The organism is Paenibacillus sp. MMS20-IR301, from assembly GCF_032302195.1.
Classification (GTDB): Bacteria; Bacillota; Bacilli; order Paenibacillales; family Paenibacillaceae; genus Paenibacillus_AQ.
This window is the reverse complement of sequence record NZ_CP135275.1, coordinates 3,973,384-3,989,802: the sequence shown is the minus strand read 5'-3', so window position 1 is coordinate 3,989,802 and position 16,419 is coordinate 3,973,384. Positions and strand designations below refer to the sequence as shown.

11 protein-coding genes are annotated in these 16,419 nt (G+C 51.2%); all 11 read left to right on the top strand.

The genetic code is table 11. The annotated features are described in order from the left end of the window. The first annotated feature begins 119 nt into the window (after window positions 1-119). The 11 genes from LOS79_RS17160 to LOS79_RS17110 all read left to right on the top strand — a co-directional run bounded on the left by LOS79_RS17160 (window position 120) and on the right by LOS79_RS17110 (window position 16,285). On the top strand, window positions 120-1,160 hold the full coding sequence (locus LOS79_RS17160; RefSeq protein WP_315422294.1) for a Gfo/Idh/MocA family protein: 1,041 nt from the start codon (window positions 120-122) through the stop codon (window positions 1,158-1,160). A 14-nt stretch (window positions 1,161-1,174) separates the two neighbouring features. Beyond that, a complete protein-coding gene (locus LOS79_RS17155) occupies window positions 1,175-1,903 on the top strand; it encodes a ThuA domain-containing protein (protein WP_315411225.1) in 729 nt (242 codons plus the stop codon). A 291-nt stretch (window positions 1,904-2,194) separates the two neighbouring features. Next, window positions 2,195-3,187 (top strand): ABC transporter substrate-binding protein, encoded by a 993-nt coding sequence (locus tag LOS79_RS17150; RefSeq protein ID WP_315411222.1) that lies wholly within the window; start codon window positions 2,195-2,197, stop codon window positions 3,185-3,187. 20 nt (window positions 3,188-3,207) lie between these two features. Then, window positions 3,208-4,239: a FecCD family ABC transporter permease gene (locus LOS79_RS17145; protein WP_315411220.1), complete on the top strand. Its 1,032-nt coding sequence runs from the start codon at window positions 3,208-3,210 to the stop codon at window positions 4,237-4,239. After that, window positions 4,232-5,296, top strand: coding sequence for a FecCD family ABC transporter permease (locus LOS79_RS17140; RefSeq protein ID WP_315411218.1), 1,065 nt, complete (start codon window positions 4,232-4,234; stop codon window positions 5,294-5,296). The genes LOS79_RS17145 and LOS79_RS17140 overlap by 8 nt, the downstream gene beginning before the upstream one ends. A gap of 320 nt (window positions 5,297-5,616) precedes the next feature. Continuing rightward, window positions 5,617-8,916, top strand: a complete 3,300-nt coding sequence (locus LOS79_RS17135; RefSeq protein ID WP_315411216.1) for an endonuclease — start codon at window positions 5,617-5,619, stop codon at window positions 8,914-8,916. A gap of 211 nt (window positions 8,917-9,127) precedes the next feature. Next, entirely contained in the window at window positions 9,128-10,123 is a 996-nt protein-coding gene (locus LOS79_RS17130) for a Gfo/Idh/MocA family protein (protein WP_315411214.1), read from the top strand. 4 nt (window positions 10,124-10,127) lie between these two features. Then, window positions 10,128-11,039: a helix-turn-helix domain-containing protein gene (locus LOS79_RS17125; protein WP_315411212.1), complete on the top strand. Its 912-nt coding sequence runs from the start codon at window positions 10,128-10,130 to the stop codon at window positions 11,037-11,039. Window positions 11,040-11,050: 11 nt separating this feature from the next. Beyond that, entirely contained in the window at window positions 11,051-12,133 is a 1,083-nt protein-coding gene (locus LOS79_RS17120) for a Gfo/Idh/MocA family protein (protein WP_315411210.1), read from the top strand. A 763-nt stretch (window positions 12,134-12,896) separates the two neighbouring features. Further along, window positions 12,897-14,669, top strand: coding sequence for a cache domain-containing sensor histidine kinase (locus LOS79_RS17115; RefSeq protein WP_315411208.1), 1,773 nt, complete (start codon window positions 12,897-12,899; stop codon window positions 14,667-14,669). 35 nt (window positions 14,670-14,704) lie between these two features. Then, complete coding sequence (locus LOS79_RS17110; RefSeq protein ID WP_315411205.1) at window positions 14,705-16,285, top strand: response regulator transcription factor; 1,581 nt, start codon at window positions 14,705-14,707, stop codon at window positions 16,283-16,285. The last annotated feature ends 134 nt before the right edge of the window (window positions 16,286-16,419 follow it).

Here is a 16,419-nt window from a genome sequence, read left to right as displayed (position 1 = left end):
AGTAGTTTTTGTACAAAAAGGGTATGTTTCCGCCATGTTTGTTTATTCTAGCACACTCTATACTGAAGTTGTAATAAAAACGATGCTACAAGGGGCAGGAGTGGTGGAGCTTGAGAAAAGTGAAAGTCGGTGTAATCGGTCTTGGCGGAATATCGGACATGCATATTTCCGGACTTTTGGACAATGAAGAAGCGGTTCTCTGGTCGGTTTGCGATTGCAAGGAAGAGGTGCTGGCAAGACGGGGAGAACAATATAACATTCCGGAAGCAAGGCAATATCTGAGTTACGAAGAAATGCTGGCAGACCCTGAGCTTGAGGCTGTGAGTATCGGTACGCCGAATTATAACCACTATGAAATTGCCTGTGAGGCAGTCAGACAGAAAAAGCCGTTCGCTCTGGAAAAGCCGGTAACGCTTGTGGCGGAAGAAGCGGCTCAGCTGCGGGATCTGGTGATGGAATCGGGCCTGCCGCATATGATCTGCTTCAGTTACCGTTACAAAGCTGCAGTCAGATATGCGAAATGGTTAATGGAGCAGGGTGCAGTGGGAGAGGTCAAGCATGTCTACGGCCAGTATCTGCAAGGCTGGGGCCTGCATGAAGACCTTCCGCTGATCTGGAGATTCCGCAAGGAACTGACCGGGTCAGGCGCGCTTGGCGATCTGGGCTCGCATTTGCTTGATCTTCAGCGGTTCCTTGCAGGCAATGTGCAACGGGTAATGGCCGATGCGGATACAATCATCAAGGAGCGCTCCCTGCTTGAAGAAGACGGGGAAGGCAAGGGCGGGGTTGATGTGGATGACTTCTGCCATGTGCTGGCCCGGCTTGAGGGAGGAGCTTCCTCGACGATGGCGATATCGAGATTCGCATTCGGCCGGGGCAACTTCCAGCAGCTGGAGATCTTCGGAGAGCGGGGCGCGCTGCTCTACAACCTGGAGGAAGAGGATGTCCTGTATGTGAAGCTGGCCGAAGCCGGTGACGAGACCTTCAGAAAAGCTGAGATTCCTGAACAATTCCATGTCGCGCAAATGACATCCTTCATCAATCTCGTGACCGGCAAGGGTGACGGGTATGATGCCACCATGGAGGACGGCTACATCAATCAGCAGGCTCTTGATTCCATCATTACGTCCATGACAGAACAACGCTGGGTTACTATTTAACAGGGGGGACAATCATGTCTATAATCAAAGTTACAGTCTGGAACGAGTATCGCCACGAAAGACATAATGAAGAGGTTAAAGCAATTTATCCGGAGGGCATCCATACAGCGATTGCCCGTTATTTGAACACACAGGAAGATATGGAAGCAAGAACGGCAGTTCTGGATGAACCGGAGCACGGCCTGACCGGCGAAGTGCTGGAGCAGACGGATGTGCTGCTCTGGTGGGGACATCTGGCCCATGACGAAGTCAGCGACGACATCGTGAAAAAGGTGCAGCAGCGGGTACTGGGCGGAATGGGGTTGATCGTGCTCCACTCCGGACACAACTCCAAAGTGTTCCACACCCTGATGGGCACCAATACCGGCGCGCTGAAATGGCGGGATGACGGGGAGAAGGAGCGGATCTGGGTCATTGAGCCGGGGCATCCGATTGCCAAGGGTCTTGGACAGTATATTGAGATTCCGAAGGAAGAAATGTATGGCGAACGCTTTGAGATTCCGGCGCCGGATGAGCTCATCTTCATCTCCTGGTTCGAAGGCGGGGAAGTGTTCCGCAGCGGCTGCTGCTACAAGCGCGGACAGGGCAATATCTTTTACTTCAGACCCGGGCATGAGACTTTCCCGGTCTATCACCAGCCTGAGGTGCTTCAGGTGATCAGCAACAGCGTCCGCTGGGCGGCCAAACCCGAGCGTGTGGAAGTCACTTACGGCCGCGTAGCCCCGCTGGAACTGATCCCTTAAATTACAAAAAAACCATTGCGGTCGGGAGCGATTGCAATGGTTTTTTGTATTAATATCGTATTTGAACTCTGCCGACAACTCATTCCCGTTTCTGCCGAATGTGACAGGGAAGGCGGGTGCTTCCGGATTCGTCAGGGTGATCATGAATGCAAAATACGCTGACGCTTTAACGTTTACGGGTAGTATTCAAATCGTAATGTTTCTGGTATAGTTTAAACGTAATTATTACGATTAAACTACGGAAGGAGCTCTATGATGATGAAACATACGAAAATTCTGCTATTCATCTGTATGATGTTGACTGCTAATCTGCTGGCCGCATGCAGCGCGTCCAATAACAATCATCCGGCCGGTCTTCAGCAATCAGAGCCTGCAGCAGGCTCCACGAAGGGCGAAGCCCCGGAAGAGTCCTTTGATCCGCAACAAATGGTGGATGCCTCAGGAGCAAAGCTTGAATTTGATTCGAAAGTAGAGAAGGTAGCCTGCGTTGTGTCCCTTTGTGTGGATATTATGGCGGAGCTTGGTATGGTGCCTGCCGCAATTGGAGAGAGTGGCGTGCGTACTATTGCAACCGCAGAAGAGTTCTACGGAGAGCAGGGGACAACCTTCCCCTCCATTGGCGGGAGCTTCTTCGAGCCTAATCTGGAGGATATTATTACAGTGAAGCCTGATCTGGTTATCGGGTTGCTTGGTGCACACGATTCCTTGCGTGAGGGACTTGCAGGTGTAGTTCCCGTGTATCTGGCCCAACCCAAAACGTATACAGATTCGATTACACTTCTGGAGACTATGGGGAAGCTTACGGGACGGACGGGCGAAGCCAAGGCTGCCGCCGAGAGATTTCTCGGCAAGCTTGATGAAGCGAAGCAGAAAGCACCCAAGGACAAAAAGGCATTGATCATGTATGGATCAGATGTCAATTTTTCAATCGTTACCGACAGTGGTCTCGGGGGCTCCGTATTAAAGGAAATAAGCCATTATCCGTTTAAGGTGAATGACCCGTCGGAGGATCCTTATGGAGAAGGCAGTATCCAGTATTCACTGGAGAAGCTGCTGGAGGAGAACCCGGATGTGATTTTTGTAGAGAGCTATTCCTATAGCCCAGGCACAAAAGCACTGTCCGGGCAAATGCAGGAGCTGCCCTTGTGGAGCAAGCTTAAAGCTGTTCAGGAACAGAATGTGATTGAAGTCCGTTCCCCGATCTGGGGAGACGGCCGCGGAACCCGTTCACTTGGCATTCTAATAGATGAAGCGCTGGAAGCCTTGTATCCGGATAAGTTTTAAACAGGAGAAGGTGAATCCGGATGCGAATAGAACCGCAAATCAGCGGGATGGGCAGAAGAGGTGTACTCCTTCCGGTCGTCATATTCTGTACACTGTTTGCAGGGACGGCCCTCTTCAATATAAGCTCGGGGTCACCGGAGATCCCGTTGCAGGAGCTGGGCGGTATTATTTTTCAGCGGACAGGCAGTGATCTGCAGAGAACAGTGATCTGGGAGATGAGAATTCCCCGGGTCCTGCTGGGCCTGCTTGCCGGGATGATGCTTGGCGCTGCTGGCGCGCTAATGCAGGCTGTAATGAATAACAGGCTGGCAGGACCTGAGCTGCTGGGCGTGTCATCGGGAGCCTCGCTTGCCATGGCTGCTGTAACCGTGCTGCATTTACCGGTTGCAGTCCTTATGCATCCGGCAGTCGCTTTGTTTGGAGGTCTGTCCGGCGGATTATGCGTCGTGCTCTCAGCAAGAGGGAGCCGGGGGGCGGCCGGCATGCTTCTGATTGGCATGTCTGTCTCTGCTGTTCTGAACGGATTGCTTATTGTCCTGATTGCACTTGCGACAAGCAACGATGTAAACCTGCTTTACACCTATTTGCTTGGTTCGCTTGCTAACCGCAGCTGGGATCATATCCTGCCTATGCTGCCCTGGACCTTTATTATACTTCCCGTGGCTTTTGCGTTCACCCGTACGCTTAATATGCTGCAGCTGGGGGATGAAGCAGCCGCAGGACTCGGGGTTAAGGTGCTGCGTGTACGTATTCTTGTCCTGGGTGTCTGTACAGGATTGGTAGCCATAACCGTTGCCCAGTGCGGCCCCATCGGGTATATAGCCTTGATTGCGCCGCATATCATTCGTACCCTGCTGGGAATAGTGGATATACGCCGGATGCTGCCGTTAGCCGTGTTAGCTGGCGGCGTCTTGTTAGTGATGGCGGATACAGTTGCCCGGTTATTGTTTTATCCTATGGAAATTCCCGTCGGGGTGTGGACAACGCTGCTCGGCGGGAGCGTGTTCCTGCTGCTGTTTTTAAAGCGTCAAGGAGGAGGAAGCAATGATTAAGAAAGGGGGCAAGGCAGGGGTTCAGGGCCTGAGCACAAAAGGAATCTGTTGTTGCCTTCTGCTGGGCATCTCGGTGTTGTTCATTCTGCATATTGGCCTTGGTAAAACTCCACTGACTCCTGGGCAGGTCATGCAGGCCTTGCTTCATCACGGCAGCGAGGAGGACCTGCGTTATATCGTCTGGAATTTAAGATTGCCGCGTGCGTTAATTGCCATTGCCGCCGGCCTGATGCTGGGTACTGCCGGAGCCATCCTGCAGGTTGTCATGCGGAACCCGCTAGTAGAACCCGGTCTTGTAGGTGCATCCTCCTGTGCTGTGCTGTCTGCCGTGCTATGGCTTACCTTTGCCGCTGAACCGCTGGTCCAATCCGTACCGCTTACGGTTGTCGCCTTATTGGGCGGACTGGGGGCCGTGTTACTGGTTATTACCCTCAATGCCGGACATGCCGGCAATAGAACACGGCTTGCGCTAACAGGCCTAATTGTGACCGCCGTACTACAGTCGGCAACATCGCTGTTTCTTTTACAGGGTCAACAGGGATTGTCCGCCATTTTGTTGTGGACGTTTGGTTCCCTGAATGGACGGAGCTGGTCCAGCTGGTCCTTGCTCTGGCCTTGGACGATAATAGGCCTGGTGCTGTCCATGCTGTATGCGAGAAAAGCCGAACTGCTTCAATTAGGAGATGCTGCTGCCACCGGACTGGGCCTTAGCGTAAACCGTTCCAGAGTAATTCTGCTGATTATTGCCTCAGGGTTAACGGCAGCCTCGGTCTCCGTAGTAGGCGCTATCGGCTTTGTCGGACTTATAGGACCACATATTGCTTCATTGCTTGCAGGACGAAGACCAGTTGTGTTATTTCCGGTCAGTGCTTTGTTCTCAGCCCTGTTATTGCTCACTTCAGATTGGATTGGACAAAGCATCACACTCAGGCTTCCATTTCCGGGCATGGAGAATCATCAGACCAGTCTGCCGGTTGGGGCGGTTACCACGCTGCTGGGGGCGCCGTTCTTTTTGTTTCTTTTGCGGAAATCGCTGCTGAATAATGATTCGGGCTGATTGAGGCTATGTATTCGAAAAGTGTGTTAACGTAAAATAAATATGTAAACAGAGCAGCCGCGCTACTAAAGCCGGCTGCTCTGTTTGTGTAAAACCACTCAGGACGTTCCAGACTAAGTTCGGGCAGTAATGTGACTTTTTTCATAATTAAGTTACAAATTTCGACCGGCTCCCTGCGGCAATTCTAGTTCAAAAGTATAATTTTGCAGCACTTTACATAAAAATGGGTTTTGCTTGATCCTTGGACGCTAGCATATAAGACGACAAGCGGTGGACAATTATGGTAAAGGCCGCCGATCTATTATCTAAGGAGGCAGGACATGAAGAGGAAGAAGCATTCAGGTTGGACAAAGAAGCTGCTTAACAGCACGCTGGTTGCAGCGGTTGCTGTGCCGTTGCAATTATTCGCATTCGGAGCCGGAACGGCTGTATATGCTGACGGGCCAAGCGATCCCGCGCCGTACATTGAAGCCAAGGTGGTTAATGAGCGTGCCGGCCAGAAGATTCTGTTCGACAATACCCATGCGCAGACGGCCGGAGCGGCTGACTGGGTGATCGACGGTGCTTTTTCCGACTTTGGCAATGCGCTCGCCCAGGAAGGATATTACGTCAAGGAGCTGCGCAAGACAACTCCGATTACGTCCAGTGACCTGTCCGGTTATGATGTCTTCATCGTGGCTGAAGCCAATATTCCTTATAAAGCCAGCGAGCAGGCGGCAATGGCGGACTATGTGGAGAACGGCGGCAGCATCTTTTTCATTGGTGACCACTACAACGCAGACCGCAATAAAAACCGCTGGGACGGCAACGAGTCCTTCAACGGCTACCGCCGCGGTGCATGGGACAATCCGGCCAAAGGCATGAGTGCTGAAGAAGCCGGTTCTGCCGCTATGCAGGGCGTAGTCAGCTCCGACTGGCTGGCGGAAGAGTTCGGTGTAAGGTTCCGTTACAACGCGCTCGGCGATATTACTGCGAATAACATCGTGGCTCCTGCCCAGGCTTTTGGTATTACCTCCGGCGTATCAGCAGTTGCTATGCATGCCGGCTCTACACTGGCGATCCTTGACCCGGCCCGGGCAAAGGGAATCGTCTATCTGCCGAAGACGAACGCTGCCTGGGGCAATGCTGTGGACCAGGGTGTCTATAACGGCGGCGGTGTAGCGGAAGGCCCTTACGTGGCTGTGGCCAAGAAGGGCGCCGGCAAAGCTGCCTTCATCGGCGACTCCTCCCCGGTGGAGGATATCACGCCGAAGTATCTGCGTGAGGATACCGGCGCACGCAAAACAACATACGACGGCTTCAAGGAAGCCGACGATGCTGAGCTTCTGGTGAACACCGTGAACTGGCTCGCCGAGCAGGAGAGCTATACGGATTTCACCCAGGTAAGCGGCTTGACGCTGGATCAGCCGACTCAGCTCCTGCCGTTCGAAGAGCCGGCGCTGTCCACCGAGCCGCAGCCGGAGCCATGGGCTGCACCGAACGCGGGCTACAAATGGTATGACCGTACCACCTTTAAAGCAGGCTCCTACGGCGGGCCGGCATCTTCTGCGAATGCCTCATATAAATTCACGCATCAGGCTGTGCTGCCGAACGCGCAGAATTTCCAGATCCGCGTCAGTGCGGATAATATTCCGGCGGGCACCAGTGTATCCGGCTTCCAGCTGGGCATCTACCAGGTGAGCGGCGGCGCCCAGATTGCCAAGATCCAGAACAGTGACGGCAGCTGGCCAGGCAGCTACGGCTACAGCGCTAACTTCAGCCTGACTGCCGACCTGAATGGCCATGCCTCCAAGGATCTGACCGTGCAGATTAAGCCGGGCACTACAGCAGCCTCCAATCTGCGTCTGCGCCAGAACGGCACGAATCTGGTGACTGCAGCGGTAACGCTCGGCAACGTTCCGGCAGAGCCGCTGCCGGCCGGGGAAGATCCGATTCCGGCAGCCGTAGCCATCTCCGAAGCCCGGACCAAGGCTGCAGGTTCCCTGGTGACGGTTGAAGGCGTTGTTACGACTGAGCCGGGAATCTTCGGCGGGCAAACCTTTTATCTGCAGGATGGGACAGGCGGATTGTATGTCTACCAGAGCCAAAGCGGGTTCCATGCCGGTGACAAGGTCAAGGTAACAGCTTCTACAGCACTGTACAATACGGAGCTGGAGCTGACTGAAGTAGTTAAGATTGAGAAGACCGGTACAGCAGCGCTGCCCCAGCCCGTTGCCGCACCAGCGGTGAACGACAGCAATCAGGGCCAGCTGCTCAAGCTTAGCAACGTGGAGGTAACGAATATCATCCCCGCTGCTCCAAGCGGTTCCTTCGAATTCGATGCTGTTGCTGCTGACGGGACAAGCAATCATATCCGGGTGGATGTCCGGACAGGCATTACGCAGGACAGCTTCCCGTATGCGGTAGGACAGAAGCTGAATATTACAGGCGTTGCCGCAATCTTCAAAGGCGTCTTCCAGCTCAAGCCGAGAGGTCTTGCCGACTTCAGCCTCCTGGAAGAGGAAGCGGCTCCGGTAACGGCGGCGAAGCTGTCAGCGGAGCCCAATGCTGCCGGCTGGCTGAACCGGTCCGTTGAAGTGAGCCTTGAGGCTGATTCCGCTGCAGCCAAGATTTATACTTCGCTGAACAGCGGTGCGGAAGCCTTGTATAGCGCACCGGTGGCTGTAAGCGAAGACGGCCGGCATACGCTGGCTTATCATGCGGTATCAGCTAAGGGGAAGGCGGAAGCAGCCAAGACGCTGAACCTTAATATCGACACAGCTGTGCCGGCAGCAGTGCTGACGGAGTCCGGCCATGCGGTCGGCGATGTGGCGGAGGACGCACAGCTGAAGTTCGAACTTACTGCTGAGGACAAGCTCTCCGGCGTAGCCTCCAAGCAGCTTCTGCTGGATGGACAGCCGGTAGCGGAAGGGCAGACGATTAGCGCTGCCGGACTGGGCGCGGGGACGCATACTGTTAAATACATCGTGACGGATACCGCAGGCAACACGGCTGAGAAGAGCTACACGTTCCAGATTACAGGCGGAGCTGTACTTGCGAAGGATAAGCCCGGGCAGGCTGTGCTGTCCTCTAACAGCGGCCACAGCAACGGGCTGAGCAACGGCAGCTATACCATAACCATGAATTTGTGGTGGGGCAATAATGCTGCCAGCTACAAGCTTTATGAGAACGGCACACTGATCGATTCCAAGCAGCTGAAGGATATTTCCCCATCTGCCCAGACAGACGGCACAGAAATTCAAGGCAAGCCGAACGGCACCTACGTATACACGGCGGAGCTGACTAATAAATACGGCACAACCAAGAGCCAGCCGCTTACAGTGACGATCCGTGACGCCGCTCCGGGCAAGCCGGTCCTGGCCCATGACAACTGGGACGGAGACGGCTCGTACACAGTAACGATGAATCTGTGGTGGGGGACTAACGCTGCAGAGTACCGTTTATATGAGAACGGAGTGCTGATTGATACGCAGGCGCTGACCGCGGGCACGCCTTCGGCGCAGAGCGCAGGTACAGCCGTCAGCGGCCGTGCTTCCGGTGTGTACGAATACCGGGCAGAGCTGGTCAATGCAGCAGGCGTAACGGAAAGTGACGTGATCAAGGTAACTGTCAGCAAGTAATAAGCTGAACAGGTAACTAGAAGAGCAGCCGGGCGACCGGCTGCTCTTTATATGCAAAGAGGAAGGCGCCGAGAATCCGGGTTACAAGCAGTCTGTAAACAATGTCGTAATATTACACATTTATTGTCGCATTATCCTACTAATAAAAGAGGTTCATATATGTTACCTTATAGGTGGATGTCAGAATACTATATGTTGGAGGTCTTGACGAATGAGCATTGGCATTGGTGTAATCAGCTTTTGGCATGTACATGCCTGGGATTATGTGAAGCAGGTACAGGCGCATGAGGATACGTATATTGCTGCAGTATGGGATGAAGATATATTGCGAGGGCAAGAAGCAGCGGATACACTGCAGGTTCCCTTCTTTGCATCGCTCGGGGATATGCTGGCTCAAGAAGATGTTAACGCTGTCATCGTGGATGCGCCGACTAACCTTCATAAGGATGTAATCACGGCCGCTGCCAAAGCAGGCAAGCATATCTTTACCGAGAAGGTCATTGCTCCAACCGTGCAGGAAACCGAAGAGATTATGACCGAGATTAACCGGAGCGGGGTGAAGTTTACCGTATCCTTGCCGCGGTTGAATGACGGATATACATTGTCCATTTCCGAGATAATCAGCAAGGGGCTGTTAGGCGGAATAACGTATGTCCGGGCCCGCTTATCCCACAACGGGGCGATTGCCGGCTGGCTGCCGGAGCACTTTTATAACAGGGAACAATGTCTGGGCGGCGCTTTGATTGACCTCGGCTGCCATCCGATGTACTTAACCCGGCTGTTCCTGGGTCAGGAAGTGACCAGTGTAAGTGCGAGCTTCGGGTATATCACCGGAAAAGAAGTGGAGGATAATGCAGTAGCAACTTTATCTACTGCTTCAGGAGCCATCGGTGTGGTCGAGGCCGGATTTGTGAACAGCCATTCGCCGTTTACGATTGAGGTTCACGGGACAGAAGGAACGCTGCTCTACGGAACACCTGAGGCGAAATTGCTGCTTAAGAGCAACAAGCTTGAAGCTGCCGCAGAGGGCTGGACGGAGATTCCGCTTAAGGATAATCAGGCCAGTGCCTTTGAACAATGGGTCAATCACATCCAGAGTGATACGGAAGCGGCCCGGAATATCCAGGCTGCCCTGGAGCTGACCCGGTTAATGGAAGCTGCGAACCGCTCGGCTGAAGAAGGACGGGTTATCCCGTTGGCAGATTAAGGTTATGATGTATCAGATGATGTCTCAGCGGCCGGATTTGCTGGAGAGGCTCGATATTACCATCGAGTGGGGACATTATGAAATTTCGGTGCTCCGGTTCCATCTGACTTCTTTCCCCGCCGGAAGAATCATTGATTTCCATAATCATGCCGAGTTTGAATTTCATTTCATTCCCGGCGGTAAAGGAAAGGTGATTCTCGCCGGGCAGGAATATCCCTTGACTAAGGGGATGCTGTACCTGACGGGGCCGGGTGTCATGCATTACCAGGAAGCTGACCCGGATGAAGCTATGGAAGAGTTATGCTTGCATGTTGATATCAGACCCAAAATCAGGCCGGAAGTTAATCCGTGGGAGGTAACAGAGGCGGAGGAGTGTGTCGGCAAGCTGCGGAAGCTCCCGCTGCTCCCGATCCACGACCGGCATCATGCCATGAACTGTTTCCCGGAAGCCTACGAGGCCTGCGAGGTGAAGTTTACCGGATACTATACGGCGATTAGACAGTGTGTAATCAGTATTCTGCTTAGAACCGCCAGGGCTTATGATCCGGAAGGAATCCGGGCGGAGGCGCCGGTGCGGGATATGGTGACCTACAGATATGAATATGCGATCCAGTATATGCGGGCTAATTATTCGGGGGCTGTGACGCTGGATAATGTGGCAGAGAAGCTGAACATCAGCGCCAGGCAGCTGCAGCGGATTTTTAATAAGGCAGATCCGGGTAATTCCTTCACCCATATTCTTGAGAATATCCGGCTCGAAGCGGTATGCCGCAAGCTGTCCGAAGGTAATGAGCCGATTGAAATGATCGCGCAGTCAGAAGGGTTTGCGAATGCCAGCTATTTGCATAATGTGTTCCGTAAGCGGTTAGGAATGACTCCCCGGGCCTACAGGAACGGGAAAACTACGATAAAGTGAGGATGAGTAATATGAGTAAAGTATACCGGATAGGCATCATCGGCTGCGGGGGAATTGCGAACGGCAAACATCTGCCGAGCTTAAGCAAGCTGGACAATATTGAAATGGTAGCCTTCTGCGATATTGTTCAGGAACGGGCAGAGACCGCTGCAGAGCAATATGGAACGGCTGAGGCGAAAGTCTACACCAGTTATGAGGCTTTGCTTGAAGATCCTACGCTCGATATTATCCATGTGCTTACGCCGAATGAATCGCATGCGGACATCTCTGTTGCTGCGCTGGAAGCCGGCAAGCATGTCATGTGTGAGAAGCCGATGGCCAAGACGGCAGCCGATGCCCAGAGAATGGTGGATGCCGCCAAGCGGACAGGCAAGAAGCTGACAATCGGGTATAATAACCGTTTCAGAGAAGACAGCCTGTTCCTGAAAAAACTCTGTGAAACCGGACAACTAGGCCATATCTATTACGCTAAAGCGCATGCCATCAGAAGAAGAGCCGTGCCTACCTGGGGCGTATTTCTGGATGAGGAGAAGCAGGGCGGAGGACCGCTTATTGATATCGGCACCCATGCACTCGATCTTACCTTGTGGATGATGGATAACTACAAGCCGAAGGTTGTTCTGGGCACCAAGTATCATGAGCTGTCCCAGCGGGAAAATGCCGCCAATGCCTGGGGACCGTGGGACCCGGCCAAATTCAAGGTGGAGGATTCAGCGTTTGGCATGATTGTGATGGAGAATGGGGCAACGATTATGCTGGAATCCAGCTGGGCGCTGAACTCCCTCGATGTGGATGAGGCGAAATGCAGCCTCAGCGGAACGGAGGCCGGTGCGGATATGAAAGACGGCCTGCGCATTAACGGAGAACAGCACGGCCGCTTATATAAGAATGAGATTGAGCTGAGTGCAGGCGGCGTAGCCTTCTATGACGGTAAAGCGGAAAGTGCGCCTGACCTGGAAATGAGAAAGTGGATTGAAGCGATTGATCAGGATAAGGATCCGGTGGTATTACCTGAACAGGCCTACGCGGTTTCCCTGATTCTGGAGGCGCTGTATGAATCGGCACGTACAGGCAAGGCTGTATACTTCGATTAAGCCGGAAGAAGAAACCCTATAAACCACAGCCTGCAAAAGTAATTTTGCGGGCTGTTTTTTTGCAGCAATACCTTAGATACTTACGGGTCCCCACAGAGTGCCTGGTCAGCATCTTATGCTAGAGCCTCGCCATGGGATGCTTCACACTGAAATACTGCAGATTTTACAACAATCTCTTCGGGATTTCAGCTGAAAGTAAAGATTGTTGTAGAAGATACAGCATTTTCTCTCTGTTGAGCGGAAATCTGAGACGATTGTTGTATTGCATACAAGATTACGTGCGAACTCCCCGGTAATGAGGTAACCATGTTGTAAAATGTACAACATTTAGGCTGGCCTATAGGCAAACGAGCCGAATGTATGTGAAAAACCAAATACAATATATTTCCGCCGCAGCTGTCCCCGCCTTGGCTACTCGCTTTCTCCTCAAAATATATGGATTGTTTGATTATTCCAACAGCATTCTACATCATGAAGTTTGGGCCGGTCAATGCTTGTCAACACAATCTTCACAACTTATACTAATAATTTTGCAGAGAGCAGGTAAAGGACCGTTCCCCTTTAGCGTGCGGCGCAAAATTGATTTATAATGAACTGGAATTACCCCCTGTTAAAACTTAAAAATGACATGTTGTTATAAACCATAACAATGCTTATAGTGTACTGAAAGCGGAAACAACAGGTTCATGATTATCTACCGGAAGCAGGTTCTCAGATGAAACTTAACCGAATACTTCAGAAGATTAGTATGAGGATTTCCAACATGAGGCTGCAGCAAAAGTTCCTGACAGGTTATCTGGTAGCAAGCGTTATTCCGTTCCTTATTGTGAGCGCTATCATTTATAATCAGGCTGCTACCGGGCTAGAGGAGTCTTCACAGGAATTTGCTTCTATTTATACATCGCAGATTGAGACTTCCTTGAATGAATTTATGAGGGAGTATGATAAAGTCACCAAATCAGTCCTTGTAGATAATGATGTGATTAATAAGCTTGGTGAAGATTATCAGAATAATATGAATGAACGGATCCTTCAGCGGATGACGATTCAGCGTGTGCTTATGCGGGTTGCCGTGCTGAAGACGGAGATAAACAATGTAATGCTGATCGGCCGGGACGATACCGTCTATCAGTATTCGAATATCACCAGCACAGTCAATGAAGCCAAGCTGCTGTCCCAGGACTGGTATAAGCAGATCAAAAATGCCGATAACGCTTTTTTTGTTACCGGACTGCATGACCGCTCCTATTATGAGGATTCGGGGGAAGGGGCTGCGGTAACACTCGGCAGAGTATTGTTTAACTCCGGCGGTGCCATGATGGGAGTCCTGCTGATTGACATGGACCCCTATAAGCTGCTGGAATTGAATCATGATTTTGTGCTGGCCCGGGATAAATACGGTATAAGTGTCATCATCAGTACGGCTACGGGCGATATTGTGTATCATTCAGACGGAGCCAGCAGCCGGGTGTCATGGAGCCAGATACTGGAAGATAACCTTGACTACTCAGCAGAGACGAGCAATAAAGAGCAGATTGTAATTACCGGGAGCACTGAGCTGGGTGACCTGATAATAAAAACCTTGATCCCGCGCAAAAATCTGCTGGTCAAAATCGACAAAATCAAGGTTGTGACCGGGACAACGATTGTTGCCGGATGGCTGGTAATGAGCGCGCTTTCGCTCGGTCTGAGCTATAGAATTACGAAACCGATAATTGCTTTGCGCCGGAGCATGAAGCAGGTCGAGAACGGGCATTATGTGCCTATCGAAAGCGCACGGATTACGAATGACGAGATTGGCAGTCTGGTTAACAGCTACAACAGAATGGTCGGCACAATCCGTACCTTAATAGAGGATGTGTATATTGCCGAGATTAAACACCGTAAGGCGAAATTCCTGGCCCTGCAGAACCAGATTAATCCGCATATGCTGTACAATACGCTGGAATCGATTCGGATGAAGGCACTTATCAAAGGCGATAAGGAAGTCTCGGATATGATTAAGATTCTGGCCCGGATGTTCCGGCTTGCACTCGGTAAGGAAGGGGATCAGCACTCCATCGGGGATGAGCTGGAGTATACGGCCAACTATTTGAAGCTGCAGAATATCCGCTATGACAACCATTTTAATATGGAGATAAGACTTTCAAAGGAAATGCAGCGGTGCCATTTGATCCCGCTCGTCTTCCAGCCTATTGTGGAGAATAGCATCATCCATGGTTTCGAAGACTATAGCACGCCCATGAATATAGTGATTGAAGGCAGATGGGCAGCTGAAGGAGGCATTGTAATCCGGATCTCGGATGATGGCTGCGGCATGTCACGGGTGAAGCAAGAGGAGCTGCAGGGGATCTTGGAGGATGCAAATTCCGATAAATTCAAGCTGGATCAGACCAAGGAACTGATTGGAAAGGGCTTGGGTCTAAAGAATATAGCTGAACGCATTAAATTGAATTATGGTGATCCCTACTATCTGGCCATTGTTCCAAGCGATGAGCGCGGGACGATCATTGAATTATATCTCCCCAGCATTTAACTGCATCTGAGAATCCTATAGAGGAGGTACTTATAATGAAGGTATTCCTGGTAGACGATGAGAAAAACATAGTAGATGGCCTTCAGGCCATTCTGGCCAGTTACGTTCCTGAATGTGAAATCATAGGCTCTGCCAACAACGGACTTGAAGGATATGCCCAAATCCGGCAAAGTAATCCGGATATTATAATTACCGATATCTGCATGCCTAAGGCCGATGGGCTTGAAATGATTCACATGCTGCAGGAAGAGGGCTGCACAGCAAAATTTATCCTGTTAAGCGGTTATGCGGAGTTTGAATATGCCCGTAAAGGGATCCAATTAGGAGTCCAATACTTCTTGAATAAGCCGGTGGAGGAAGAGGAGCTGCAGAAATGCCTGCGCCAGGTTATGGAAAAGCTGCAAGCCGAACAGGCGAAGCTTAAAGAGCTGGCCAGTCTTAAGGTGGAAGTAAATACGCGGATGGTGCAAAGCGCCTTGCGTGATTTAATTGATGCCGGCCTGGACAACAAAATCCATGTAGACGAGCTGCTTAGAATTACCGGGATTCCGCTTGAGAATTCAAGATATATCAGTGCTGTGGCAGAAATTCACAGCGGGGCGGGCAGGCTGGGGGATGCTGAGCTGGAAGCCGTATTCAGCCTGATCGAGTTGGCCTTGGAGCCCTATCAGAAGGTGTATCAGGTACGCTATTCCAGTTCACAAATAGCGGTTGTAATTGTACACAACGGGGACATCCGCTACCCGGAGCTGCAATATGCTTTTCAGGGATTAAGAGAAGAGGCTTCCCATAAATTGAATTGTATTATGACTATAGGAATCGGAGCAATGAAGCGGAATGCCGGTGAAATTGGCGCCTCATTCGAGGAGGCCTGTCACGCATTGAGCTATAAGGTGCTGAAAGGAACGAATTCCATCATTATGTATTCGGAAATGCTGAACTTGTCAGGGAAACGGTATTTGATTCCTGTTGAAACGTTAAATGAGCTGGAGTCTTCCCTGGAGCAAATGGATGAAGAAAGCTGCATACAGCTGATTCGCGGACTTCTGCGTGAAGTAGCGGTAGACCCGGGCAATAACCTTGCTGATCTGCAGTCCTTATGTTTACAAATTCTGCTGGTAAGTGTACGCAAAATGTCCTTCGAGCAAGTTCAGAACCATGATATTCTGGGCAATCATATCCTGGCTCTGGAAGGGATCTCCCGGTTCCGGACCATGGAAAGTCTTGAAGACTGGATGATTCAGGTTATCCGCGGCATCATTGCCTTCAAGCAGGAGCACAATCTTTCATTGAAAAAGGATGTTATAGCAGAGGTTAAGAGCTTTGTAGCGAAGCATTATGATGAACCTATCAGTCTCGCAGAATTATCCTCCCGTTTCTATATTAATTCGTATTATCTAAGCCAGTTATTTAAGCAGAAGACAGGAGACACCTACCTGAATTATCTGGCAAAGATCCGGATCGGCAAAGCCAAAGAGCTGCTGGAAAAAACAAATTATAAGGTGTATGAGATTTGTAAAATGGTTGGTTATTCAGACACCCAGCACTTTACCCGCCTGTTTGAGAAGCTGGCAGGAGTCAAGCCTAGTGAGTACCGCAAGAAATTCTCGCAATAAATTGCAGGGACCTTTTGCCGTCAGGGGAAGGGTTCTTATTTATTTACAAATCCTTAAATATGACCTTGTTAATTCTTAAATGCCCCCCTTTGAGCAAAGAATTTCATTAAAGTATAGTGGGTTGTAAGCGAATA